The organism is Cedecea sp. (assembly GCF_036500665.1).
GTDB lineage: Bacteria > Pseudomonadota > Gammaproteobacteria > Enterobacterales > Enterobacteriaceae > Cedecea.
In genome coordinates, this window is the sequence record NZ_DASYBS010000065.1 from 41,108 (window position 1) to 64,316 (window position 23,209).

Annotated in this window: 23 protein-coding genes, 3 tRNA genes and 3 other RNA genes; 7 read left to right on the forward strand and 22 right to left on the reverse strand. The window is 53.1% G+C overall.

The window, feature by feature from the left end:
• Positions 1-124 precede the first annotated feature (124 nt).
• The 5 genes from galE to gpmA all read left to right on the forward strand — a co-directional run bounded on the left by galE (position 125) and on the right by gpmA (position 5,344).
• A complete protein-coding gene (galE, locus tag VGM55_RS10765; protein ID WP_331635450.1) occupies positions 125-1,141 on the forward strand; it encodes a UDP-glucose 4-epimerase GalE in 1,017 nt (338 codons plus the stop codon).
• A gap of 9 nt (positions 1,142-1,150) precedes the next feature.
• Positions 1,151-2,203 (forward strand): galactose-1-phosphate uridylyltransferase, encoded by a 1,053-nt coding sequence (gene galT / locus VGM55_RS10770; RefSeq protein WP_154185150.1) that lies wholly within the window; start codon positions 1,151-1,153, stop codon positions 2,201-2,203.
• Positions 2,200-3,348, forward strand: coding sequence for a galactokinase (gene galK / locus VGM55_RS10775; protein ID WP_331635451.1), 1,149 nt, complete (start codon positions 2,200-2,202; stop codon positions 3,346-3,348). The genes galT and galK overlap by 4 nt, the downstream gene beginning before the upstream one ends.
• Entirely contained in the window at positions 3,342-4,382 is a 1,041-nt protein-coding gene (galM, locus tag VGM55_RS10780; protein WP_331635452.1) for a galactose-1-epimerase, read from the forward strand. The genes galK and galM overlap by 7 nt, the downstream gene beginning before the upstream one ends.
• A gap of 209 nt (positions 4,383-4,591) precedes the next feature.
• Entirely contained in the window at positions 4,592-5,344 is a 753-nt protein-coding gene (gpmA, locus tag VGM55_RS10785; RefSeq protein WP_008456186.1) for a 2,3-diphosphoglycerate-dependent phosphoglycerate mutase, read from the forward strand.
• 63 nt (positions 5,345-5,407) lie between these two features.
• Here the strand turns inward: gpmA and aroG are convergent, their stop codons facing one another.
• Positions 5,408-6,460: a 3-deoxy-7-phosphoheptulonate synthase AroG gene (gene aroG, locus VGM55_RS10790; protein WP_154185153.1), complete on the reverse strand. Its 1,053-nt coding sequence runs from the start codon at positions 6,458-6,460 to the stop codon at positions 5,408-5,410.
• Positions 6,461-6,778: 318 nt separating this feature from the next.
• Here aroG and VGM55_RS10795 point away from each other — a divergent pair, with 318 nt between their 5' ends.
• Both VGM55_RS10795 and zitB read left to right on the forward strand, forming a co-directional pair.
• Entirely contained in the window at positions 6,779-7,111 is a 333-nt protein-coding gene (locus VGM55_RS10795; protein WP_331635532.1) for a YbgS-like family protein, read from the forward strand.
• Positions 7,112-7,272: 161 nt separating this feature from the next.
• A complete protein-coding gene (gene zitB / locus VGM55_RS10800; protein ID WP_331635453.1) occupies positions 7,273-8,208 on the forward strand; it encodes a CDF family zinc transporter ZitB in 936 nt (311 codons plus the stop codon).
• Here the strand turns inward: zitB and pnuC are convergent, their stop codons facing one another.
• The 21 genes from pnuC to sucC form a co-directional block, all read right to left on the reverse strand.
• The gene (pnuC, locus tag VGM55_RS10805) at positions 8,209-8,925 is read right to left on the reverse strand and encodes a nicotinamide riboside transporter PnuC (protein WP_331635454.1); all 717 of its coding nucleotides are present in this window, start codon (positions 8,923-8,925) and stop codon (positions 8,209-8,211) included.
• Between the two features lie 23 nt (positions 8,926-8,948).
• The gene (nadA, locus tag VGM55_RS10810; protein WP_331635533.1) at positions 8,949-10,010 is read right to left on the reverse strand and encodes a quinolinate synthase NadA; all 1,062 of its coding nucleotides are present in this window, start codon (positions 10,008-10,010) and stop codon (positions 8,949-8,951) included.
• 365 nt (positions 10,011-10,375) lie between these two features.
• Positions 10,376-10,491, reverse strand: a non-coding RNA gene (locus VGM55_RS10815) — RtT sRNA.
• 29 nt (positions 10,492-10,520) lie between these two features.
• A tRNA-Lys gene (locus VGM55_RS10820) sits at positions 10,521-10,596 on the reverse strand.
• A gap of 100 nt (positions 10,597-10,696) precedes the next feature.
• Positions 10,697-10,812, reverse strand: a non-coding RNA gene (locus VGM55_RS10825) — RtT sRNA.
• Between the two features lie 15 nt (positions 10,813-10,827).
• Positions 10,828-10,903, reverse strand: a tRNA-Lys gene (locus VGM55_RS10830).
• Positions 10,904-10,947: 44 nt separating this feature from the next.
• A non-coding RNA gene (locus VGM55_RS10835) (RtT sRNA) lies at positions 10,948-11,063 on the reverse strand.
• 13 nt (positions 11,064-11,076) lie between these two features.
• Positions 11,077-11,152: transfer RNA gene (locus tag VGM55_RS10840), tRNA-Lys, on the reverse strand.
• 164 nt (positions 11,153-11,316) lie between these two features.
• A complete protein-coding gene (gene cpoB / locus VGM55_RS10845) occupies positions 11,317-12,102 on the reverse strand; it encodes a cell division protein CpoB (RefSeq protein WP_154185157.1) in 786 nt (261 codons plus the stop codon).
• A gap of 9 nt (positions 12,103-12,111) precedes the next feature.
• A complete protein-coding gene (gene pal / locus VGM55_RS10850; RefSeq protein WP_008456172.1) occupies positions 12,112-12,633 on the reverse strand; it encodes a peptidoglycan-associated lipoprotein Pal in 522 nt (173 codons plus the stop codon).
• A gap of 31 nt (positions 12,634-12,664) precedes the next feature.
• Positions 12,665-13,957 carry a Tol-Pal system beta propeller repeat protein TolB gene (gene tolB, locus VGM55_RS10855; protein ID WP_154185443.1) on the reverse strand — a complete coding sequence of 431 codons (1,293 nt, stop codon included), beginning with the start codon at positions 13,955-13,957 and terminating at the stop codon, positions 12,665-12,667.
• Positions 13,958-14,088: 131 nt separating this feature from the next.
• A complete protein-coding gene (tolA, locus tag VGM55_RS10860) occupies positions 14,089-15,408 on the reverse strand; it encodes a cell envelope integrity protein TolA (protein WP_331635455.1) in 1,320 nt (439 codons plus the stop codon).
• 32 nt (positions 15,409-15,440) lie between these two features.
• Complete coding sequence (gene tolR, locus VGM55_RS10865; RefSeq protein ID WP_008456166.1) at positions 15,441-15,866, reverse strand: colicin uptake protein TolR; 426 nt, start codon at positions 15,864-15,866, stop codon at positions 15,441-15,443.
• A gap of 13 nt (positions 15,867-15,879) precedes the next feature.
• Positions 15,880-16,566 carry a Tol-Pal system protein TolQ gene (gene tolQ / locus VGM55_RS10870; RefSeq protein WP_061276741.1) on the reverse strand — a complete coding sequence of 229 codons (687 nt, stop codon included), beginning with the start codon at positions 16,564-16,566 and terminating at the stop codon, positions 15,880-15,882.
• Positions 16,563-16,967, reverse strand: coding sequence for a tol-pal system-associated acyl-CoA thioesterase (gene ybgC, locus VGM55_RS10875; RefSeq protein ID WP_331635456.1), 405 nt, complete (start codon positions 16,965-16,967; stop codon positions 16,563-16,565). Before ybgC ends, tolQ begins: the two co-directional genes overlap by 4 nt.
• Before the next feature lie 148 nt (positions 16,968-17,115).
• The gene (gene ybgE, locus VGM55_RS10880) at positions 17,116-17,409 is read right to left on the reverse strand and encodes a cyd operon protein YbgE (RefSeq protein ID WP_038474565.1); all 294 of its coding nucleotides are present in this window, start codon (positions 17,407-17,409) and stop codon (positions 17,116-17,118) included.
• Positions 17,409-17,522, reverse strand: a complete 114-nt coding sequence (cydX, locus tag VGM55_RS10885; protein ID WP_008456153.1) for a cytochrome bd-I oxidase subunit CydX — start codon at positions 17,520-17,522, stop codon at positions 17,409-17,411. Before cydX ends, ybgE begins: the two co-directional genes overlap by 1 nt.
• Before the next feature lie 13 nt (positions 17,523-17,535).
• Positions 17,536-18,675, reverse strand: a complete 1,140-nt coding sequence (cydB, locus tag VGM55_RS10890) for a cytochrome d ubiquinol oxidase subunit II (protein ID WP_038474568.1) — start codon at positions 18,673-18,675, stop codon at positions 17,536-17,538.
• Positions 18,676-18,690: 15 nt separating this feature from the next.
• The gene (gene cydA / locus VGM55_RS10895; protein ID WP_154185158.1) at positions 18,691-20,259 is read right to left on the reverse strand and encodes a cytochrome ubiquinol oxidase subunit I; all 1,569 of its coding nucleotides are present in this window, start codon (positions 20,257-20,259) and stop codon (positions 18,691-18,693) included.
• Positions 20,260-21,079: 820 nt separating this feature from the next.
• Positions 21,080-21,952 carry a succinate--CoA ligase subunit alpha gene (sucD, locus tag VGM55_RS10900; protein WP_154185159.1) on the reverse strand — a complete coding sequence of 291 codons (873 nt, stop codon included), beginning with the start codon at positions 21,950-21,952 and terminating at the stop codon, positions 21,080-21,082.
• Positions 21,952-23,118: an ADP-forming succinate--CoA ligase subunit beta gene (gene sucC / locus VGM55_RS10905; RefSeq protein WP_331635457.1), complete on the reverse strand. Its 1,167-nt coding sequence runs from the start codon at positions 23,116-23,118 to the stop codon at positions 21,952-21,954. The genes sucD and sucC overlap by 1 nt, the downstream gene beginning before the upstream one ends.
• Between the last annotated feature and the right edge of the window lie 91 nt (positions 23,119-23,209).

Here is a 23,209-nt window from a genome sequence, read left to right on the forward strand (position 1 = left end):
ACGCCCCTTTTATTTACGGTAAGCAATGCTGTGTAAACGATACCACTAATCTAGCACATATCACATTTTTCGGCTCTCTGTTATGCTATGGTTATCTTAACCCATAGGCTATATGGAGCGAAAAATGAGAGTTCTGGTTACAGGTGGTAGCGGTTACATTGGAAGTCATACCTGCGTGCAGTTACTGCAAAACGAGCACGACGTAGTGATCCTCGACAACTTGTGCAACAGCAAGCGCAGCGTACTGCCGGAGATTGAACGCCTCGGCGGTAAGCACCCGCTGTTCATCGACGGCGATATTCGCGACGAAGCGCTGCTGGCAGAGGTTTTCCGTGACCATCGTATTGATGCCGTCATCCATTTTGCCGGCCTGAAAGCCGTCGGTGAATCGGTGAATAAGCCGCTGGAATATTACGACAATAACGTTACCGGCACCCTGAAGCTCATCTCCGCCATGCGCTCGGCAAATGTCACTAACTTCATCTTTAGCTCCTCCGCCACCGTATACGGCGACCAGCCCAAAATCCCTTACGTAGAAAGCTTCCCTACCGGCAAACCTGCCAGCCCTTATGGCCAAAGCAAGCTGATGGTTGAACAAATTCTTACCGACCTGCAGAAAGCACAGCCGAACTGGAGCGTTGCGCTACTGCGCTATTTCAACCCGGTTGGTGCGCATCCGTCAGGCGACATGGGTGAAGATCCGCAGGGTATCCCTAACAACCTGATGCCTTACATTGCACAGGTTGCCGTAGGCCGCCGCGACTCGCTGGCTATCTTTGGTAACGATTACCCAACCGAAGACGGCACTGGCGTGCGTGATTACATCCACGTGATGGATCTCGCCGACGGTCACGTCGCCGCTATGCAGGCGCTGAACGGCAAGCCTGGCGTCCATATTTACAACCTCGGCGCGGGCGTCGGCAGCAGCGTACTTGACGTTGTGAACGCGTTCAGCAAAGCCTGCGGCAAGCCGGTGAACTACCACTTTGCACCGCGTCGCGATGGCGACCTGCCTGCCTACTGGGCAGACGCCACCAAAGCCGATAAAGAACTCAACTGGCGTGTCAGCCGTACGCTGCAAGAAATGGCAGACGATACCTGGCGCTGGCAGTCACGCCACCCCCAAGGTTATGAAGACTAAGGATATGTGATGGAGCAGTTTAACCCGGTCGATCATCCGCATCGCCGCTATAACCCCCTAACGGGTCAATGGATTCTGGTTTCGCCACATCGGGCGAAGCGTCCCTGGCAGGGCGCGCAGGAAACGCCAGCGCAAGAGAAACTCCCGGCTCACGATCCGGACTGTTTTCTCTGCCCCGGCAACACGCGCGTCACCGGGGATAAAAACCCTGATTACGCCGGCACTTTCGTTTTTACCAACGATTTCGCCGCGCTGATGACGGACACGCCCGATGCACCCACCAGCCATGACCCACTGATGCGTTGCGAAAGCGCGCGGGGTACCAGCCGGGTTATCTGCTTCTCTCCCGATCACAGTAAAACGCTGCCGGAGCTTTCCATTCCTGCTCTGGAAGAAGTGGTAAAAACCTGGCAACAGCAAACCGCCGAGCTGGGGCAGACATACCCGTGGGTTCAGGTCTTCGAAAATAAAGGCACGGCCATGGGCTGCTCCAACCCACATCCTCATGGACAGGTTTGGGCGAACAGCTTTTTGCCTAACGAGGTCGCCCGTGAAGATTACCAACAACGTGAATATTTCGCCCACCAGGGCACGCCTATGCTGTTGGACTATGTGCAGCGTGAACAGGCGGACGGTAGCCGCACCGTGGTTGAAACCGAACATTGGCTGGCAGTCGTCCCTTACTGGGCTGCCTGGCCGTTCGAAACGCTGCTGCTGCCCAAAACACACGTCCTGCGTATCACCGACCTAAGCGCAGAACAAAGTACTGACCTGGCACTGGCGCTGAAAAAGCTCACCAGCCGCTATGACAACCTGTTCCAGTGCTCTTTCCCTTACTCCATGGGCTGGCACGGCGCACCGTTTAACGGTGAGGACAGCCAGCACTGGCAACTTCATGCCCATTTCTACCCGCCGCTGCTACGCAGCGCCACGGTGCGTAAGTTTATGGTCGGCTATGAAATGCTGGCTGAAACGCAGCGAGATTTAACCGCAGAGCAAGCCGCAGAACGCTTGCGTGCCGTCAGTGATATCCATTTCCGCCAGTCAGGAGCGTCATTATGAGTCTGAAAGAGAAAACCCAGCGTCTGTTTGCTGAACAATTTGGCTACCCGGCAACCCACACCATTCAGGCTCCGGGCCGCGTTAACCTGATTGGCGAACATACCGATTACAACGACGGTTTTGTGCTGCCCTGCGCCATCGATTACCAGACGGTTATCAGCTGCGCGAAACGAGATGACCGCACCGTGCGGGTCATCGCCGCTGATTATGACAACCAGCAGGACAGCTTCTCGCTGGATGCGCCCATTGTGAAGCACGAAACGCAGCAGTGGGCAAACTATGTCCGCGGCGTGGTGAAGCATCTGCAAAAACGTGATAAAAACTTTTCCGGCGTGGATATGGTGATAAGCGGCGACGTGCCGCAAGGTGCTGGACTAAGCTCTTCTGCGTCGCTGGAAGTGGCGGTAGGCAAAGTGTTCCAACATCTTTACCATCTGCCTCTTGATGGCGCACAGCTGGCGCTCAACGGCCAGGAAGCAGAGAACCAGTTTGTCGGCTGCAACTGCGGCATCATGGACCAGCTGATTTCCGCCCTTGGTAAGAAAGATCACGCGCTGCTGATCGACTGCCGTTCTCTCGGCACAAAAGCCGTTTCGATGCCAAAAGGCGCCGCGGTGGTGATCGTCAACAGCAACTTTAAGCGCACGCTGGTTGGCAGCGAATACAATACCCGCCGCGAACAGTGCGAAACCGGCGCCCGCTTCTTTAGCCAAAAAACGCTGCGTGACGTCGAGCTGGCAAAATTCAATGAAGTGGCGCACGAGCTGGATCCCATCGTTGCCAGACGCGTTCGTCACGTGCTGACCGAAAATATCCGTACCGTGGAAGCGGCTGACGCGCTGGCGAAAGGCGATCTTGTTCGCATGGGGCAGCTGATGGCCGAGTCACACGCCTCCATGCGCGATGACTTCGAAATTACCGTGCCGCAGATTGATACCCTCGTGGACATCATCAAAGCCACGATTGGTGAGAAAGGCGGCGTACGCATGACCGGCGGCGGTTTTGGGGGCTGCATTGTCGCGCTGGTGCCTGAAGACCTTGTCCCGGCCGTTAAGCAGGCGGTGGAAGAACAATACGAGAGCAAAACAGGTATTAAAGAAACCTTCTACGTTTGCAAAGCCTCCGAAGGAGCGGGTCAATGCTAAAAGAGACCCCGAAGCTGGCGCCGGACGGCCAGCCGTTTCGTCTTATCACCCTGCGTAACAGCGCAGGGATGGCGATCACGCTGATGGACTGGGGCGCGACTTTGCTTTCCTGCCGCGTGCCGCTTAAAGACGGCAGCGTGCGGGAGACGCTGCTGGGCTGCGCTTCGCCGGAACACTATCTGCAGCAAAGCGCCTTTATGGGCGCGACCGTGGGGCGTTACGCTAACCGTATTGCGGGAGGGAAACTCACCGTCAGCGGCGAGACTCTTCAGCTAGACATTAACCAGGGTGAAAACCAGCTACACGGTGGGCCGGAAGGCTTCGACAAGCGCCGCTGGCGTATTGCCGTACAAAATGAGCAGGAAGTGATTTACGAGCTGGACTCATGCGACGGGGACCAGGGTTTCCCCGGCAAACTCCGCGCGACGGCCCGTTACGCCCTGACGGAAGATAACCGCATCAGTATTAAGCTTCGTGCCACCGTCGATAAGCCCTGCCCGGTCAATCTCACTAACCATGCCTACTTCAATCTGGACAACGCTCAGAACGACGTTCGTCAGCATCGGCTTCAACTGATGGCCGACAGCTACCTGCCGGTTGATTCCAGCGGGTTGCCCACCGATGGCCTGAAAAAAGTGGACGGTACCAGCTTCGACTTCCGTGAGCCGAAACCCATCGGACAGGATTTCCTGAGCGATGCCGATCAGCAGGCCACCAAAGGCTATGATCACGCGTTCCTGCTGCAGGCAAAAGGCGATCTCAGCCAGCCGGTGGCCCAGGTCTGGTCAGCGGACGGCGAGCTGGAAATGGCGGTCTATACGACGGCACCGGCGCTACAATGCTACAGCGGCAATTACCTGGCGGGTACGCCAGCGCGCGACGGGCAAAACTACAGCGACTGGAATGGTGTGGCGCTGGAAAGCGGATTCTTACCGGACAGCCCAAACCATCCGGAATGGCCGCAGCCGGACTGCTGGTTAAAGCCGGGAGAAACATACCTCAGCATCACGGAATACCAGTTTTTGCCTCATTAAAATTTGTTGCCCTTTTCATTAAGGGCAATATCTCACCAAATCGCTGACTTTACCGCCAAATCACGCCAAAAATATAACAACCTTTTACAACCACCTTACACTCCACGCGCTTTTTCGCTATGTTAAACGTTTATCATTGCCGAGCCTTATCGCTCGGCAATATAATGATAATTGTTATCATTAACCCCAGGCTCATTAAGGAGTAAATTATGGCTGTTACTAAGCTGGTTCTGGTTCGTCACGGCGAAAGCCAGTGGAACAACGAAAACCGCTTCACCGGTTGGTATGACGTTGATCTGTCTGATAAAGGGCGTACCGAAGCCAAAGCCGCGGGTAAGCTGCTGAAGGATGAAGGTTTCACCTTCGACTTCGCTTACACTTCTGTGCTGAAACGTGCCATCCACACCCTGTGGAACATCCTCGATGAACTGGACCAGGCCTGGCTGCCGGTCGAGAAATCCTGGAAACTGAACGAGCGCCACTACGGTGCCCTGCAGGGTCTGAACAAAGCTGAAACCGCTGAAAAATACGGTGACGAGCAGGTTAAACAGTGGCGTCGCGGCTTCGCGATCACCCCTCCTGAGCTGTCTAAAGACGACGAGCGCTTCCCTGGCCACGATCCACGTTACGCTAAATTAACCGATAGCGAGCTGCCAACCACCGAAAGCCTGGCGCTGACCATCGACCGCGTAACGCCGTTCTGGAATGAGTCCATTCTGCCACGTATGAAATCCGGCGAGCGCGTCATCGTTGCGGCTCACGGCAACTCCCTGCGTGCGCTGGTTAAATATCTGGATAACCTGAGCGAAGATGAGATCCTCGAGCTGAACATCCCTACCGGCGTGCCGCTGGTTTATGAGTTTGATGAGAACTTCAAACCGCTGAAACGTTACTACCTGGGCAACGCTGACGAAATCGCAGCCAAAGCCGCAGCGGTAGCCAACCAGGGTAAAGCGAAGTAATTCGCCGCCCATAAAAAAAGGCGTGGTGCTTACCACGCCTTTTTTATTTATGAAAACAAGCGATTAGCCGCGACGAGCTTTTACCGCAGCGGCAAGCTTGCGCAGCGCCACTTCGGTATCTTCCCAGCCAATGCAGGCATCGGTGACGCTTTTGCCGTAGACCAGCGGTTCGCCACTCTCCAGATTTTGGTTACCTTCCACCAGATGGCTTTCAATCATCACGCCGATGATAGCCTTCTCACCCCCGGCAATCTGACCACAAACGTCATCAGAAACGTCCATCTGCTTTTTAAACTGTTTACTGCTGTTGGCGTGGCTGAAGTCGATCATCACCTGTGGCTCAAGACCCGCTTTCACCAGGCCTGCCTTCACCTCCTCTACATGCTTCGCGCTGTAGTTAGGCTCTTTACCGCCACGCAAAATAATGTGGCAGTCGCCGTTCCCACTCGTGTTGACGATGGCGGAATGACCCCATTTGGTCACGGACAGGAAGCAGTGCGGTGCCCCAGCTGCATTAATGGCGTCAATGGCGACTTTGATCGTACCGTCGGTGCCGTTTTTAAAGCCAACCGGGCAAGACAGGCCTGAGGCCAGCTCACGGTGAACCTGCGACTCGGTGGTACGTGCGCCGATTGCTCCCCAGCTCATAAGATCCGCAAGGTACTGCGGAGTGATCATATCAAGGAATTCCCCTGCGGCTGGCAGGCCAGAATCGTTGATATCCAGCAGCAGCTTACGCGCGATGCGCAGACCATCGTTAATTTGATAGCTGCTGTCCATGTGCGGATCGTTAATCAGGCCTTTCCAGCCCACGGTGGTACGCGGCTTTTCAAAGTAAACACGCATAACCACTTCCAGCTCGCCCTGAAGCTCTTCACGCAGCGCCAGCAGGCGTGCGCCGTACTCTTTGGCAGCCTTCGTGTCGTGAATGGAGCAAGGGCCAATCACCACCAGCAGGCGATCGTCGCTGCCTTTAAGGATTTTATGGATTGCTTTTCGCGCCTGAGAAACAGTCCGGGCGGCGTTTTCAGTGGCGGGAAATTTTTCCAGCAGTGCTACAGGAGGGAGAAGCTCATTGATCTCTTTGATTCTTAAGTCGTCGTTCTGATAATTCATGATAGTTCCGGGGTCATCCTGATATTTTTCTTCGTTGCAATCCTTTCAATCTAACTCGCATAACCACAAGTGTAAACGGGCTTTTACACTTCTCACAGATTAATCCTGAAAACTCGAAAAAAACAGCGGAAACATGGCGAACACTCTCCTGCTAACTACACTTTCCAACTGTTAACGCTGAAAAATATTAAATTTTCAATATTGAATACCATTTTGAAGATTAAGATTTAAAACACTCACTTGTACTGCACGGTTTTTCAGCATTTATCACTGCACTGTTGGACGAAGTTATCCAGCAATAACGACCCGAACAGGAGCATTAACATGAAAAAATTAACCACACTGTTATTAACCGCTACTCTGGCGTTCGGCAGCGGCATCGCCTTTGCGGCAGATTCAACGTCAGGAGCAAACAACGGACAGGCAAACGCCAGCGCCGAAGCGGGCCAGGTCGCGCCTGACGCACATCAGAAAGTTGCGCCTAATGGCGTCAGCAATGACAAAATCAACGGCTCTCACCATAAAATGAGCAAAAGCGAAGTGCACAAAAACAGCATGTGCAAAGATGGACGTTGCCCTGACACCAACAAAAAGGTTGAGACCGGCAGCGGGCACGACGTGAATAAGAAAGTGGACGGGACGTCACAGTAATTTCTGCCTTTCAAACAGAGGTAGCCTTTCAAATCACAGTGCCTTTTAACAACCTTCTCAAGAGAGCCAGCCGGCTCTCCTTTTTTATCAGCATCTTTCAACTAGTTGAAGCCAGGAAGCGGTTATAATTAGCGCATCGTGACTGATATTTGTGAGAGATTATGGCGCATTCACACCAACACACACCTTCTGACGGTAACGCAAAACGCCTGTTATTTGCCTTCCTCATCACGGCGATTTTCATGATTGCCGAAGTTGTCGGCGGCCTGCTTTCCGGCTCCCTTGCCCTGCTCGCCGACGCCGGTCATATGCTAACCGATGCAGCCGCCCTGCTGTTTGCCCTTATGGCCGTACATTTTGCTCGCAGACCGCCCAACGCCCGCCATACATTTGGCTGGCTGCGCCTCACTACACTCGCGGCATTTGTGAATGCCATTGCGCTGGTACTGATCACTATTTTAATTGTCTGGGAGGCGATTCAGCGCTTCTCTCACCCTCAGCCTGTTGCGGGTTGGGCGATGCTGGTTATCGCTATCGCAGGCCTGCTGGCTAATCTGTTTTCATTCTGGATATTGCATAGCGGTAGCGGGGAGAAAAACCTTAACGTCCGTGCAGCTGCGCTGCATGTTTTAGGGGATTTGCTGGGTTCAGTGGGGGCCATTGTGGCGGCGGTGGTGATCCTCTGGACGGGCTGGACGCCTATCGACCCGATTCTCTCCGTGCTGGTTTCCTGCCTTGTACTGCGCAGCGCCTGGAGCCTGCTGAAAGAGAGCGTCAATGAACTGCTGGAAGGTGCGCCGAGCGCCATTGATATTGCCGCTCTGAAACGCAATCTGTCACGTTCGATACCGGAAGTACGTAATGTGCATCACGTGCATATCTGGCTGGTTGGAGAAAAACCGTTAATGACGCTGCATGTTCAGGTTGTACCGCCCCACGATCACGATGCCCTGCTTGAGCGCATACATCACTTTCTGGCGCACGAATACCAAATTGAACATGCCACGGTGCAGATGGAGTATCAGCTTTGCCACGGGCCCGATTGTGACCTGAACGAGCATGACCATACGGCCGGCCATGCTCATCACCATCACTGATCAGGAGAAGGCGCGCGAGCCCGACTGCCGCGCGCTTTTGATCCACATCCGGCTACCGTTTAGCGCAATGAAGGTCAGGATGAGATATTCCAGCGACATCGCGTAAACGCCCTGCAGGGCAAAGATAACCACGCTGATAACGTTAATGACAGTCCACAGCAGCCAGTTTTCCACGTATTTACGCGTCATGAGAATCATGGCCACAATCGACAGCACCATCATGCACGAGTCCCAGAACGGGTAAGCATCTGGCTGGAGTTCTGGCAGGGTAACGTTCATCCCCAGGCTTTGCATCACCGTCACGGCAATCCGGGTGAGGAAAACAAAGACCGGGTCGATAAACATCGTCATTAGCCCAATCGAGGCGATGATAATCACCAGCCAGGCAATAGCCTTAGGCAAAGGAAGCCAGCGGATTTTCAGCAACGACTGATTATTGCTGCTTTGCCGTGACCACGCATACCATCCGTAAATATTCGCCACGAAAAAGAACAGCTGCAGCAGCAGGCTGGCGTAGAGCTGGATTTGAAAGAAAATGATGGCAAACAGCGTGACGTTGATTAACCCGAAAGCGTAGTTTCCAATTTTCTCCAGGCTGGCAAGCCAGATGCAAAGCAAACCCGCCAGCGTCCCCACGGCCTCAATCCATGATAAGTCATACCCACCCGCCCCAATGGGAATGTGGACAAGTATGTTCTGCGTACTAAAAAAATCCATGAACTCCCCAGAGCGTAATTCTCTTACGCGTTACCTTTTACCGTCCGACGTAACTCTGCCGCAAAGTCGAGCATACGATTAAGCGGAACGAGAGCCCCTTCACGCAGCGCAGCGTCTACTTCTATAGTGTGCGCAGCGCCACCCTGCTCCAGCCCCTCTGCAATCGCTTTGAGCCCATTCATTGCCATCCACGGGCAATGTGCACAGCTACGGCAGGTTGCTCCTTCCCCTGCAGTAGGCGCCTCCAGTAACTCTTTGTCCGGGCACGCCTGCTGCATTTTATAAAATATCCCGCGATCCGTTGCCACAATAAGCTGCTGATGAGGCAGCGTTTTTGCCGCGTTAATCAGCTGGCTGGTCGATCCTACGGCATCGGCCATATCAACCACCGCCTGGGGTGACTCGGGATGTACCAACACCGCGGCGTCAGGGTACATCGCCTTCATGCGCGCCAGCGCCTGAGTTTTAAATTCATCATGCACAATGCAGGCTCCTTGCCAGCACAGCACATCGGCACCCGTTTGCTTTTGAACATAACTGCCAAGGTGGCGATCCGGCGCCCAGATGATTTTCTCACCCAGGCTGTCCAGATGTTCAATCAACTCTACCGCAATACTGGATGTGACCACCCAGTCGGCACGGGCTTTTACCGCCGCAGAGGTATTAGCATAGACGACCACCGTCCGATCCGGGTGCTGGTCGCAAAAAGCGTTAAACGCCTCAATCGGGCAGCCGAGATCTAATGAACATTCTGCATTGAGGGTTGGCATTAAAATTGTTTTTTCAGGGCTGAGGATTTTCGCCGTTTCCCCCATAAAACGAACGCCCGCCACCAGCAGCGTAGAAGCCGGATGGTTAGCACCGAAGCGAGCCATCTCAAGCGAGTCAGAGATACAGCCTCCGGTCTCTTCTGCAAGAGACTGGATTTCCGGGTCAGTGTAGTAATGCGCCACCATCACCGCATCACGCTCTCTCAGCAAGCGCTTGATTTTTTCACGATAAAATTGCTTTTCTTCCGCCTTTAGCGGGGCCGGTTTAGGTGGAAATGGATAAATCGCGGTTTCCGGGTCAAACATTACGCTCATCATGCAATCTCGTTTTACTGACTTAACATAACAGGCCACAGTTAGCGTGATTCACGCTATTACCTGCATTCATTGTTTTATATGCTAAACAAGATAGCGAAATTTAATCAAAATGTCGTGAGGAATTGTTTGATGGGTCAGGTCAGAATCAAGAAAGTAGCGTCGAGTTTGTTCGGTGGCTGGGTTCTTAAATCTCAGATAGCAAAAAGGCGCCTTTAGGGCGCCTTTCTACATTGGTGGGTCGTGCAGGATGACTCGCTTTGCTCGCCCTTCGGGCCGTCGTCGCAAGCAACGACGTTATCCTGCACATAATAGTCCTTGCTCCAGAGACAACTAAAGCGCCTGAAGGCGCTTTAGTTTGAATTTGGTGGGTCGTGCAGGATTATTATCACCCTCTGGGCCGTTGTTATCACAACGTTGTTTCGCTTTCGCTCAACTCGAACCTGCTGCAGGCTCGAATCCTCTATCTTGCAGATAGCAAAAAAGCGCCTTTAGGGCGCTTTTTTACATTGGTGGGTCGTGCAGGATTCGAACCTGCGACCAATTGATTAAAAGTCAACTGCTCTACCAACTGAGCTAACGACCCGCTTTGTGCGGTTACTGCTTTGAAGTTTTGCTTCGCTAGATTAGAACCTGCTGCAGGTTCAAACCCTTCACGATTCACTTACATTTTTCATCTTAAAAGATGGTGGGTCGTGCAGGATGATTATCACCCTTCGGGCCGTTGTTATCACAACGTTGTTTCGCTTTCGCTCAACTCGAACCTGCTGCAGGTTCAAACCCTTCACGATTCACTTACATTTTTCATCTTAAAAGATGGTGGGTCGTGCAGGATTCGAACCTGCGACCAATTGATTAAAAGTCAACTGCTCTACCAACTGAGCTAACGACCCGCTGTGCGGCTTATGCAAACTTCTTTACTGCTTTTACTTTAAAGCGGTGGGTCGTGCAGGATGATTATCACCCTTCGGGCCGTTGTTACCACAACGTTGTTTCGCTTTCGCTCAACTCAAACCTGCTGCAGGTTCGAACCCTTCACGCCTGACTACAGCTTATTACTTTAAAGTGGTGGGTCGTGCAGGATTCGAACCTGCGACCAATTGATTAAAAGTCAACTGCTCTACCAACTGAGCTAACGACCCACTTTTGCGTCACTTTGGGTTTGTTTCGTATCCCTTGGCAACGGCGGCATATATTACTGATTTAAGATTTTGACGCAACAATAATTTTGACGCAGATCGCTCAACTGCTTATGTTTCGCACGGCAAGACCAGAAAAACGACGATATCTGGTCAGGCCGCACGCATTATTGCGCATTCAGACGTTTTTGAGCCTGCTTTGCACCGTCAGTATTGGGATACTGTTTAACGACCTGCTGGTAGACGGCTTTCGCTTTTGCAGCGTCGCCTTTGTCCTGCATGATCACGCCAACCTTAAACATGGCGTCCGGTGCTTTAGGAGATTTTGGGTAGTTTTTCACCACGGAGGCAAAATAAAACGCCGCATCATCCTTTTTGCCTTTGTTGTAATTCAACTGACCAAGCCAGTAGTTGGCGTTAGGTAGATAAGTTGAATCCGGATACTTCTTCACAAAGGACTGAAACGCGTTGATAGCATCGTCCTGACGCGATTTATCCTGCACCAGCGCGATAGCAGCGTTGTAATCGCTATTAGCGTCACCGCCCTGCACCGGGGCAGCAGGAGCCGTGTTTGAGGCCCCAGCGTCCGGCGTGGCAGTCTGGGTAGCTCCGGCAGCAGGCTGTTGCCCTGCTCCCGCAGCCGCGCCGCTAAGGCTATCCATTTGCAGCAAAATTTGCTTTTGACGTTCCACAACCTGATTCAGCTGATACTGATTTTCCTGAATCTGACCGCGCAGGGAATCAATATCATTCTGGTTATCGGAGAGTTGTTGCTGGAGTTGGGTCAAAAGCTGACTGTGAGCGTTAGAAATACGCTCGAGTTGAGTGACGCGGTCTTCGACCGAGCCTGAGCCGACACTACTGATTGGCGCCTGAGCAGTAGCGGCCCAGGGGGCCGCTATGCCAACCAGTAACGACAGACTCAACACGTGATGTCTGAAGTTACTGCTCATGCGATTCTCTTAGTAAACCAGTACGGCACGACGGTTTTTAGCGTAAGCCGCTTCGTCATGACCCAGTACTGCAGGTTTTTCTTTACCGTAAGAAACGATGGAGATCTGGTCTGCAGAAACGCCTTTACCTTGCAGGTACATTTTAACAGCGTTAGCACGACGTTCGCCCAGTGCGATGTTGTACTCTGGGGTACCGCGCTCATCCGCATGACCTTCTACGGTCACTTTGTAAGACGGGTTGCTACGCAGGAAGTTAGCGTGTGCATCCAGCATTGCAGCGAATTCAGAGCTCACATCGTATTTGTCCAGACCGAAGTAAACGATGTTGTTCTGCTGCAGCTGTTGCATCTGCAGACGAGCCTGCTCTTCAGAAGACATGTTGCCGTGGCCGTTAGCGTCCATACCAGTGCCGGCACCCAGCATACCTTCACCGCTCTGACCATTGTTGGCGCTCTTGTTAGAAGAACACGCCGCGATAGCCATAACCGGCAGAGCAATCATCAGCCCTTTCAGCACTTTGTTCAGTTGCATTTCTTTGATCCTTTAATAATCAATATTGTTATCACAGATACGGCGACCAGGCAGGGAATTTGACCTGTCCATCAGTTGCCGGAAGACGCGCTTTGAAACGCCCATCTGTTGAAACCAAATTCAGCACGGATCCCATCCCCTGAGAAGAGCTGTAGATTACCATAGTGCCGTTAGGTGCCAGACTTGGCGTTTCATCCAGGAACGTTGACGATAAAGTTGTTACGCCACCCGCTACCAGATCCTGTTTGGCAATGTGCTGCTGACCGCTAGCGGAGCTGACCATTACCATAATTTTACCGTCGGCACTGACATCGGCATCCTGGTTCTGAGAACCTTCCCAGGAAAGACGCTGCGGAGCACCGCCACTAATACTGACTTTATAAATCTGTGGACGACCCGCCTGGTCAGAGGTGTAAGCCAGGGTTTGGTTGTCCGGGAACCAGGTTGGTTCGGTGTTGTTGCTGCGACCTTCAGTCACCTGACGAATCTGACCAGAGCCAAGGTCCATCACGTACAGCTGCAGGCTGCCGGTTTTAGACAGCGCGAACGCCAGCTTAGAACCATCCGGAGAGAATGCCGGTGCACCGTTGTGCTGCGGGAACGACGCAATCTGACGCACTGCGCCGTTAGCCAGCGTCTGCACCACCAGCGCAGAACGACCGCTTTCGAAGGTGACGTAAGCCAGTTTGCTGCCGTCCGGAGACCATGCAGGAGACATCAGCGGCTGCGGAGAACGGTGAACCACAAACTGGTTGTAGCCATCGTAATCAGAAACACGCAGCTCATACGGGAACTGGCCGCCGTTAGTCTGCACAACGTAAGCGATACGGGTACGGAATGCGCCCTTAATCCCGGTCAGCTTTTCAAACACTTCGTCGCTGGCGGTGTGGCCAGCATAGCGCAGCCACTGTTTGTTCACTTTATAGGAGTTCTGGGCCAGAACCGTGCCCGGCGCACCTGAGGTGTCGACCAGTTGGTAAGCAACGGTGTAACTCCCGTCGCCGTTTGGCGTAACCTGACCTACCACGACGGCGTCGATGCCGAGCGCGGTCCAGGCCGCAGGCTGAACTTCCTGAGCAGAACCCGGCTGCTGAGGCAGGCGAGATCTGTCGAGAGGGTTGAATTTACCGCTGTTACGCAGGTCGGCAGAAACAATACCACCAATATCTTCAGGCGCGGCGCCAGGGCCTGCCCAGGTAAACGGAACCACACCAATAGGGCGAGCAGAGTCGACACCCTGGGTGATCTCGATACGAACTTCTGCGTGCAGCACCGCTGCCCACAGCATTAAGAAACTTAACGCTACACGAAATGCCTGCTTCATCATATCTCCCTTATCCAGGCGGAAAGCCCACGATAATTTAGCAGAATGTTAACAAACTCAAATACACAAAACTACCAAAACCCTGTAACTCAGCTTAGTGTGCTTTCCCCGCGTTGGCGGGGAAAACGGCGTTAAGGCTTAAAGTCGATCGGTGCGTTTTTGAAGACTTCATAAACGGCTTCAGTTGGCGGTTTCGGAATCTTAGCCAGACGCGCTGCCGCAATAGCAGCCTGACAAAGAGCCGGATCGCCACCTTCGGATTTAATATCCAGCAGCAGCCCATCTGGCGCCAGCTTAACGCGCAGTGAACAGGTCTTACCGGCGAACGAAGGATCGTTATAGAACTTACTCTCGATCGCTGCTTTTATCTGACCTGCGTAACCACTGATCTCGGCACCGCTTGCGCCGTTGTTTTTATTATTCCCTTTTCCGGCAGCGGCTGCGGCATTACCTTTCGCCCCACCGCCGGTTTTCGGTGCATTCTTACCTGAGCTTAAATCACCGAACAGGTCATCAACGCCCTGCGCTGCGGCTTTGTCAGAAGCGGCTTTCTCAGCAGCCGCCTTTTTCTTCGCGTCAGCTGCCGCTTTCTTATCTGCTGCGGCTTTCGCTGCCGCAGCTTTATCAGCGGCGGCCTTCTCGGCAGCCTTTTCAGCCGCTGCTTTTTCGGCAGCAGCCTGTTTAGCCGCTTCTGCTTTTTCGGCGGCGGCCTCTTTCGCGGCCTCAGCGGCGGCTTTCTTCTCGGCTTCCTGCGCAGCTTTCTTAGCGGCAGCATCTGCAGCTTTTTTCTCAGCATCCTGCTGAGCTTTCTTCGCTGCTGCTGCAGCGTCTGCGGCCGCTTTTTTCTCTGCGTCAGCCGCTTTCTTAGCGGCTTCTTCAGTGGCTTTCTTCTGAGCGTCCGCCGCGGCTTTCTTCGCCGCTTCTTCCGCAGCCTTCGCCTGGGCATCAGCCTGAGCTTTCGCCTGTGCGTCTGCCTGGGCCTTCGCCTGCGCATCGGCTTTTGCTTTCGCGGCTGCTGCAGCGGTCTCAGCCTGTTTCTGCTGTTCCTGAGCCTGCTTCGCGGCCGCTTCAGCCTGCTTCTGCTGCTCGGCCTGCGCTTTTGCCTGCTCCTGCGCGGCTAAACGCTCTTTCTCCAGCGCTTTCAGGCGCTGTTGCTCCGCCGCCTGTTTTTGCTGAAGTTCTTCTGCCTGCTGCTGCGCCTGTTTTTCACGCTGCTCGGCAGCACGTTTACTGCTTGCCTGCTGCTGCTGTTGGCGATTGTAGTTATCCACTACCGCACCCGGGTCAACCATCACCGCGTCAATAGAAGAACCACCGCCACCACCCGCGGATGCATCAATGTGCTCATCAAACGAGCTCCAGATCAGGATGCCAATCAAAATGATATGCAGCACCACTGAAACGATGATCGCTCGTTTTAATTTAGCGTTTTCTTCGGTTGCCTTTGACACTATCGGTTCCCAAACGTTTTAAGCGAGATGGATCAGATTGGCTGCGTCATCAGACCAACGGACTTCACGCCCGCCTGATGCAACAGATTCAGCGCCTTGATGATCTCGTCATACGGAACATCTTTTGCGCCACCGATCAAAAAGACCGTTTTAGGATTCGCCTGCAGACGGCGCTGCGCTTCCGCAACAACCTGCTCTGACGGCAGCTGATCCATACGATCTTTTTCAACCACTACGCTGTACTGCCCTACCCCGGACACTTCAATAATGACCGGCGGCTCATCGTTACTGCTGACGGTCTGGGAATCTGTCGCATCCGGCAGATCCACCTCAACGCTCTGAGTGATGATAGGTGCCGTCGCCATAAAGATAAGCAACAGCACCAACAGCACGTCCAGCAAAGGAACGATGTTAATTTCTGACTTCAGCTCACGACGACCACGTCCACGTCTGGCCATGACTTACCCCTTGTTACTGCTTTTCGCTGCTGGTAAAAGCCTGACGGTGCAGGATAGCCGTGAACTCTTCCATGAAGTTGTCGTAATTCAATTCCAGTTTGTTCACGCGTTGGTTAAGGCGGTTGTACGCCATAACGGCCGGGATAGCAGCAAACAGACCAATCGCGGTTGCGATCAGCGCTTCAGCAATACCGGGCGCAACCATCTGCAATGTCGCCTGCTTCACCGCACCCAGGGCGATAAACGCATGCATGATCCCCCACACCGTACCAAACAGGCCGATATACGGACTGATGGAACCAACGGTGCCAAGGAAAGGAATGTGGGTTTCCAGCGTTTCCAGCTCGCGACTCATTGAGATGCGCATCGCACGAGATGCCCCCTCAACCACGGCTTCTGGCGCATGGGTATTGGCGCGGTGCAAACGCGCGAACTCTTTGAAGCCAGAGTAGAAGATCTGCTCGGAACCGCTCAGGTTTTCGCGACGGCCCTGGCTTTCCTGATACAGACGAGAAAGTTCGATCCCGGACCAGAACTTGTCTTCAAACGCCTCAGCTTCACGGCTGGCGGCATTAAGGATACGCGTTCGCTGAATGATGATTGCCCATGATGCGATGGAAAAACCAATCAAAATCAACATGATAAATTTGACCAGAAGGCTAGCCTTCAGGAACAAATCAAGGATATTCATGTCAGTCACTGCTTGAACTCCGCGACAATAGACTTGGGAAGCGCACGAGGCTTCATTAGGTGTGGATCAACACAAACAATCAGCACTTCAGCTTGGTTCAGTAACTGATTTTCAGCGTTGACTATTCGCTGCGTAAACACCATAGAAGTGCCGCGCATCGATGTAATTTCACTTTGGATTTCGAGTAAATCGTCGAGTCGGGCAGGCGCAAGATAATCAACAGTCATCCTGCGTACGACAAAGGCGACACGCTCCGCCAACAGGGAATGCTGGTTAAAGTTGTGCTGGCGCAGCATCTCTGTGCGTGCTCTTTCATAAAAAGCAACATAACTGGCATGGTAAACCACACCACCGGCGTCTGTGTCTTCATAGTAAACACGAACCGGCCATCGAAACAGCGTTGTACTCACTTTACATCCCGGTAATGCAATTTAACGCTGCTTACTATACGCAAGAGAATGAGGGTTTGGAATGGATTGTTTTAAACGTTAAGTAAATTTTTATGGGCTTGTTAAAGCCCATAATTTCTGCATCGTGCGGGGGAATGCGCGACGGCATTCAGAAGAAGAAAAACAGCAGTCCAGCGATGAGCACTAAATCGGCAATCAGCGGGCAGAAAATACCCTGCCAAAGTACTTTGGTTGGGCGGAAGCCCACGCCGTGAACGATCCCGGCACAAACGCCCCACATCAGCAGGAAGCCGTGCCAAATCTCCAGCTCACTCGTTTTCGCGGCGAAACGAGACGGGTCCCAAAAAATGCACCCTGCCAGCACCAGCGCCATCACTAAGGAAAGAGCCCGCAAGGGGCTCTTGTCCATTACCGCGTATAGTTTCGCGATAACGTATTCCATCAGTGCTCTTCTTTTCCGGCTTTGCTCGCCTCAACGTGCTCGAGAGCCAGCGCGGTAATAATCCCGAATGCACACGCGAGAAGCGTGCCCAGAATCCATGCAAAATACCACATAATCAGCTCCTTATTAGTACAGAGAGGTGGAGTTGCTTTCGATGTGCTCTTTGGTGATACGACCGAACATTTTCCAGTAACACCAGGTGGTGTAGAGAAGAATGATGGGTACGAACACGATAGCAACATAGGTCATCACATTCAGCGTCAGCTGGCTGGATGTCGCATCCCACATGGTCAGGCTAGCGTTCATCATGGTGCTGGAAGGCATCACGAACGGGAACATAGCAATACCGGCGGTCAGGATCACACAGGCCAGCGTCAGTGAGGAGAAGATGAACGCCAGAGCGCCCTTCTCCAGACGAGACATCAGAATGGTCAGCAGCGGCAACACAACGCCCAGCGCAGGAATTGCCCACAGGCCTGGCATATTGTTGAAGTTAACCATCCAGGCACCGGCCTGACGCGCGACTTCTTTAGTCAGCGGGTTAGAGGCAGCATGATGATCCAATACGGAGGTCACAACGTATCCATCGATGCCGTAAACCACCCAAACGCCTGCCAGTGCGAAGCAAACCATCATTACCAGCGCGGCAATCTGAGCCGCCGCTTTAGCACGCAGATGTAACTCACCGACGGTACGCATCTGCAGGTAGGTTGCACCCTGAGCAACAATCATCGACACGCTGACAACGCCGGCCAGCAGGCCAAACGGATTCAGCAGCTGGAAGAAGTTACCGGTGTAGTAGAGACGCAGATATTCATCTACGTGGAACGGCACGCCCTGCAAGAGGTTGCCGAACGCCACGCCAATGACCAGCGGCGGCACGAAGCTGCCGATGAAAATGCCCCAGTCCCACATGTTACGCCAGCGGGTATCTTCAATCTTCGAACGGTAGTCGAAACCTACCGGGCGGAAGAACAAAGAAGCCAGCACCAGAATCATCGCCACGTAGAAGCCGGAGAACGCTGCGGCATAGACCATTGGCCAGGCGGCAAATAACGCACCACCGGCGGTGATCAACCAGACCTGGTTACCGTCCCAGTGCGGCGCAATGGAGTTCACCATAATGCGGCGCTCAACGTCGGTGCGGCCAATCACGCGTGACAGCATGCCCACGCCCATGTCGAAGCCGTCGGTGACGGCGAAGCCAATCAGCAGGACGCCGACCAGCAGCCACCAGATAAAACGCAATACTTCATAATCAATCATTTGACGACTCCTGTCTTAGCGTGCCGGCTGAGAAGCCACGTTGGACTGCTCAAAGTGATAGCGTCCTGTTTTCAGACTGCTCGGCCCAAGGCGAGCAAATTTGAACATCAGGAACAGCTCCGCCACCATAAACAGCGTGTAAAGGCCGCAAATCAGTATCATGGAGAACAGCAGGTCACCCACGCTTAGCGAAGAGTTGGCCACTGCCGTCGGCAGAACTTCACCTACCGCCCACGGCTGACGGCCGTATTCAGCCACAAACCAGCCGGACTCGATAGCGATCCACGGTAGCGGAATGCCATACAACGCGGCGCGCAGCAGCCATTTTTTCGAACCGATGGCGTTGCGGGTCACGGTCCAGAAGGACGCAGCAATAATGAACAGCATCAGGAAGCCACAGCCCACCATGATGCGGAACGCGAAGTACAGCGGCGCTACGCGAGGGATAGAGTCTTTGGTCGCATTCTGAATCTGCTCTTCGGTCGCGTCGGTGACGTTTTCCGTGTAGCGCTTCAGCAGCAGGCCATAGCCAAGGTCTTTCTTCACATGGTTGAAGTCATCACGCACGCTTTGATCGGCCGAGCCTTTACGCAGCTGCTCGAGCAGGCTGTAGGCCTTCATCCCGTTACGGATACGCTCTTCGTGCTGCACCATCAGCTCTTTCAGGCCGGTAACCTGCTTATCAACGGAACGGGTAGCAATAAGACCCAGCGCGTAAGGGATCTGAATAGCAAAGCGGTTTTCTTGTTTGTCCTGGTCCGGGATACCAAACAGGGTGAAGGCAGCCGGTGCAGGCTGAGTTTCCCATTCGGCTTCAATCGCCGCCAGTTTGGTTTTCTGCACGTCACCCATTTCATAACCGGACTCATCACCCAGCACGATAACGGAGAGAATAGCCGCCATACCGAAGCTTGCAGCAATCGCAAAGGAACGCTTCGCAAACGCGAAATCACGGCCTTTCAGCATGTAGTAGGAGCTGATGCCGAGAACAAACATTGCGCCACACACATAGCCGGATGCCACGGTGTGAACAAATTTAACCTGCGCAACCGGGTTGAGGACCAGCTCGGAGAAGCTGACCATTTCCATGCGCATGGTTTCGAAGTTGAAGTCGGAAGCGATTGGGTTTTGCATCCAGCCGTTGGCGACCAGAATCCACAGTGCGGAGAGGTTGGAGCCCAACGCCACCAGCCAGGTGACGGCCATATGCTGAACTTTGCCGAGGCGATCCCAGCCAAAGAAGAACAGACCAACGAAGGTGGACTCGAGGAAGAACGCCATCAGACCTTCGATCGCCAGCGGCGCACCGAAGATATCCCCGACGTAGTGAGAATAGTAAGACCAGTTAGTCCCGAACTGGAACTCCATGGTTAAACCGGTTGCCACCCCCAGCGCAAAGTTGATTGCAAACAACTTGCCCCAGAATTTGGTCATATCTTTATAAATCTGCTTACCTGACAGCACATAGACCGTTTCCATGATGGCCAGCAAAAACGCCATACCGAGCGTTAATGGCACAAACAGGAAGTGGTACATCGCGGTCAAGGCAAACTGTAAGCGCGACAGTTCGACAATATCAAACATCTTGACTCCTTGCTCTTCGCATGAAGACTTCGACTGTGGTTCACCGGGAGGTTTGCCACAAGCATGCCCTAATACAAATACATTCGCTTCCAGACCCCTTTTGCTCGCCCACTTTATTCAAATGTGAAATCAAAAGGTGAAAGGTTACAAACACGTTAATAAAATCAAAAATAACCCGTAATTATATTACCCTGCAATTCCCTTACAATAAACAGGTCATTGCTTAATGTTTTTTACGTTTTACGACGGCGATCAATTTATAGCTAAAGCACACATATTCAGCCAGTTTGATCTAAGGCAATTTTGCCCCTTTATACCCCGCAATGCCAGCTTTAAACATTGATCCAAAACAATTTACGCTGGACATGTTAATTATTTTTCAATAGAGAATTAATCGTGAGTTTGTTGTTAATGATATGTTTTAGCACTTCGCTTTGCGTTAAAATCAAAACGCTTATTATCAACATAAAGCGAGAACTGGGGCGTATAGCGACAATTTATCGGCGGCCCTTACCCTTTCCCAAACGTTATTTAACTCACATTATTTCGCCCTTATTGGTAGTATCTTTTTAATATTCACAAATACTTCACTTTTGATAAAAAATAAATTAACAATGCATTATTTTTTATAAGGTTACAGAGCGTAAATATCGCGGAAGGAAACAATTATTGTTTATGAATAGAAAAGGGTTGAAACACGGAATATCGGCAAAAGAACCGAGCGAACGGAAGAGAAAACATAAAAAAAGGCCACCCAGGGTGGCCAACCATGTCGAACACTTATTATTGCTGTTTCCCCCGCTTACACGGGGGCATCTGCTTACTGCGGCAGAATAGCTTTCAGCGCGTCGCCGATGTCGGCGAGGCTGCGAACGGTTTTCACGCCAGCGGCTTCGAGCGCGGCGAATTTCTCATCCGCAGTCCCCTTCCCGCCTGCGATGATGGCGCCAGCATGGCCCATACGCTTGCCTTTAGGCGCGGTTACGCCAGCAATGTAGCCTACAACAGGTTTGGTCACGTGCTCTTTAATATAAGCAGCCGCTTCTTCTTCTGCGCTACCGCCGATTTCACCGATCATCACAATGGCTTCTGTTTTCGGATCGTCCTGGAACATCTTCAGGATATCAATGAAGTTAGAGCCAGGAATCGGGTCACCACCGATGCCGACACAGGTCGACTGGCCGAGGCCGATGTCGGTAGTCTGCTTAACAGCTTCATAGGTCAGCGTACCGGAACGGGAAACGATGCCCACTTTGCCCGGCAGGTGGATATGGCCCGGCATGATGCCAATTTTGCATTCGCCTGGGGTGATAACGCCCGGGCAGTTTGGTCCGATCATGCGCACGCCTGCTTCATCCAGCGCAACCTTCACGGTCAGCATATCCAGCGTCGGGATACCTTCGGTAATGGTAATAATCAGCTTGATGCCTGCATCAATCGCTTCCAGGATGGAGTCTTTGCAGAACGGAGCTGGAACGTAGATAACGGAAGCGGTCGCCCCGGTCGCTTCTACGGCTTCACGCACGGTATTGAATACCGGCAGGCCCAGATGTTCAGTACCGCCTTTGCCTGGCGTCACGCCGCCAACCATTTTCGTACCGTAGGCAATCGCCTGCTCGGAGTGGAAAGTCCCCTGGCTGCCGGTGAAGCCCTGGCAAATTACCTTGGTGTTTTTATCGATCAAAATGGACATTATTTCCCCTCCACGGCAGCAACAACCTGCTGTGCTGCGTCCGTCAGACTTTTCGCTGCAATGATGTTCAGGCCGCTATCCGCCAGTTTCTTCGCGCCCAGTTCGGCGTTGTTACCTTCCAGACGAACCACAACCGGCACGTTAACGCCCACTTCGGCTACCGCGCCGATGATGCCGTCGGCAATCAGGTCGCAGCGTACGATACCGCCGAAGATGTTCACCAGAACGGCTTTCACTTTGTCGTCTGACAGGATGATTTTGAAGGCTTCGGTAACGCGCTCTTTGGTCGCGCCGCCGCCCACGTCAAGGAAGTTAGCCGGCTCACCGCCGTGAAGCTTAACGATGTCCATGGTGCCCATTGCCAGGCCCGCACCGTTAACCATACAGCCGATGTTGCCGTCCAGCGCAACGTAGTTCAGTTCCCACTGTGCAGCCTGAGCTTCACGCGGGTCTTCCTGAGACTGGTCGCGCATTTCACGCAGATCCGGCTGGCGGAACAGCGCGTTGCCGTCAGCGCCCAGTTTGCCGTCGAGGCAGATCAGGTCGCCCTGCTTAGTGATAACCAGCGGGTTGATTTCGATAAGCGCCAGGTCGCGCTCGAGGAAAATCGCCGCCAGCCCCATAAAGATCTTAGTGAACTGCTGAACCTGTTTACCTTCCAGACCCAGTTTGAACGCCAGCTCACGGCCCTGGTAAGGCATTGGCCCTGCCAGCGGATCCAGCGCTACTTTGTGGATCAGGTGCGGGGTTTCTTCCGCCACTTTTTCGATTTCCACGCCGCCTTCGGTGGAAGCCATGAAGACTACGCGGCGAGAGCTACGGTCAACAACCGCGCCCAGGTACAGCTCTTTGTCGATGTCGGTCGCGGCTTCAACCAGAATCTGGTGTACCGGCTGGCCGTTTGCATCCGTTTGATAAGTTACCAGGCGTTTGCCCAGCCAGTGCTCAGCGAAAGCGCGAATATCTTCTTTGCTGTTAACCACTTTCACACCGCCCGCTTTACCGCGGCCACCGGCATGAACCTGACATTTCACCACCCAAGGATCCGCGCCAATTTTAGAGGCGGCTTCTTCCGCTTCACGCGGTGTGGTGCAGGCGTAACCGACGGGTGCCGGTAAACCATACCGAGCAAACAACTGTTTCGCCTGATATTCGTGTAAGTTCATGAGTTCTATCCATCCAGATAAAGAGCATTAACGCTCGGGGTAAGGTTAGATTAGGTTGTAGGGGCGGGTGTCTAAGCACCCGCCAGAGTCT

Bases quoted from the DNA above. Each gene is read 5' to 3' on its own strand.
- zitB (WP_331635453.1), top strand. From the start codon at position 7,273: ATGGCGCATTCACACCAACACACACCTTCTGACGGTAACGCAAAACGC.
- cydB (WP_038474568.1), bottom strand. From the start codon at position 18,675: ATGATTGATTATGAAGTATTGCGTTTTATCTGGTGGCTGCTGGTCGGC.
- nadA (WP_331635533.1), bottom strand. From the start codon at position 10,010: ATGAGCGTAATGTTTGACCCGGAAACCGCGATTTATCCATTTCCACCT.
- sucD (WP_154185159.1), bottom strand. From the start codon at position 21,952: ATGTCCATTTTGATCGATAAAAACACCAAGGTAATTTGCCAGGGCTTC.
- gpmA (WP_008456186.1), top strand. From the start codon at position 4,592: ATGGCTGTTACTAAGCTGGTTCTGGTTCGTCACGGCGAAAGCCAGTGG.
- cpoB (WP_154185157.1), bottom strand. From the start codon at position 12,102: ATGAGCAGTAACTTCAGACATCACGTGTTGAGTCTGTCGTTACTGGTT.
- galK (WP_331635451.1), top strand. From the start codon at position 2,200: ATGAGTCTGAAAGAGAAAACCCAGCGTCTGTTTGCTGAACAATTTGGC.
- tolB (WP_154185443.1), bottom strand. From the start codon at position 13,957: ATGAAGCAGGCATTTCGTGTAGCGTTAAGTTTCTTAATGCTGTGGGCA.
- sucC (WP_331635457.1), bottom strand. From the start codon at position 23,118: ATGAACTTACACGAATATCAGGCGAAACAGTTGTTTGCTCGGTATGGT.
- ybgE (WP_038474565.1), bottom strand. From the start codon at position 17,409: ATGGAATACGTTATCGCGAAACTATACGCGGTAATGGACAAGAGCCCC.
- tolR (WP_008456166.1), bottom strand. From the start codon at position 15,866: ATGGCCAGACGTGGACGTGGTCGTCGTGAGCTGAAGTCAGAAATTAAC.
- pnuC (WP_331635454.1), bottom strand. From the start codon at position 8,925: ATGGATTTTTTTAGTACGCAGAACATACTTGTCCACATTCCCATTGGG.
- galM (WP_331635452.1), top strand. From the start codon at position 3,342: ATGCTAAAAGAGACCCCGAAGCTGGCGCCGGACGGCCAGCCGTTTCGT.
- pal (WP_008456172.1), bottom strand. From the start codon at position 12,633: ATGCAACTGAACAAAGTGCTGAAAGGGCTGATGATTGCTCTGCCGGTT.
- galT (WP_154185150.1), top strand. From the start codon at position 1,151: ATGGAGCAGTTTAACCCGGTCGATCATCCGCATCGCCGCTATAACCCC.
- aroG (WP_154185153.1), bottom strand. From the start codon at position 6,460: ATGAATTATCAGAACGACGACTTAAGAATCAAAGAGATCAATGAGCTT.
- galE (WP_331635450.1), top strand. From the start codon at position 125: ATGAGAGTTCTGGTTACAGGTGGTAGCGGTTACATTGGAAGTCATACC.
- cydA (WP_154185158.1), bottom strand. From the start codon at position 20,259: ATGTTTGATATTGTCGAACTGTCGCGCTTACAGTTTGCCTTGACCGCG.
- cydX (WP_008456153.1), bottom strand. From the start codon at position 17,522: ATGTGGTATTTTGCATGGATTCTGGGCACGCTTCTCGCGTGTGCATTC.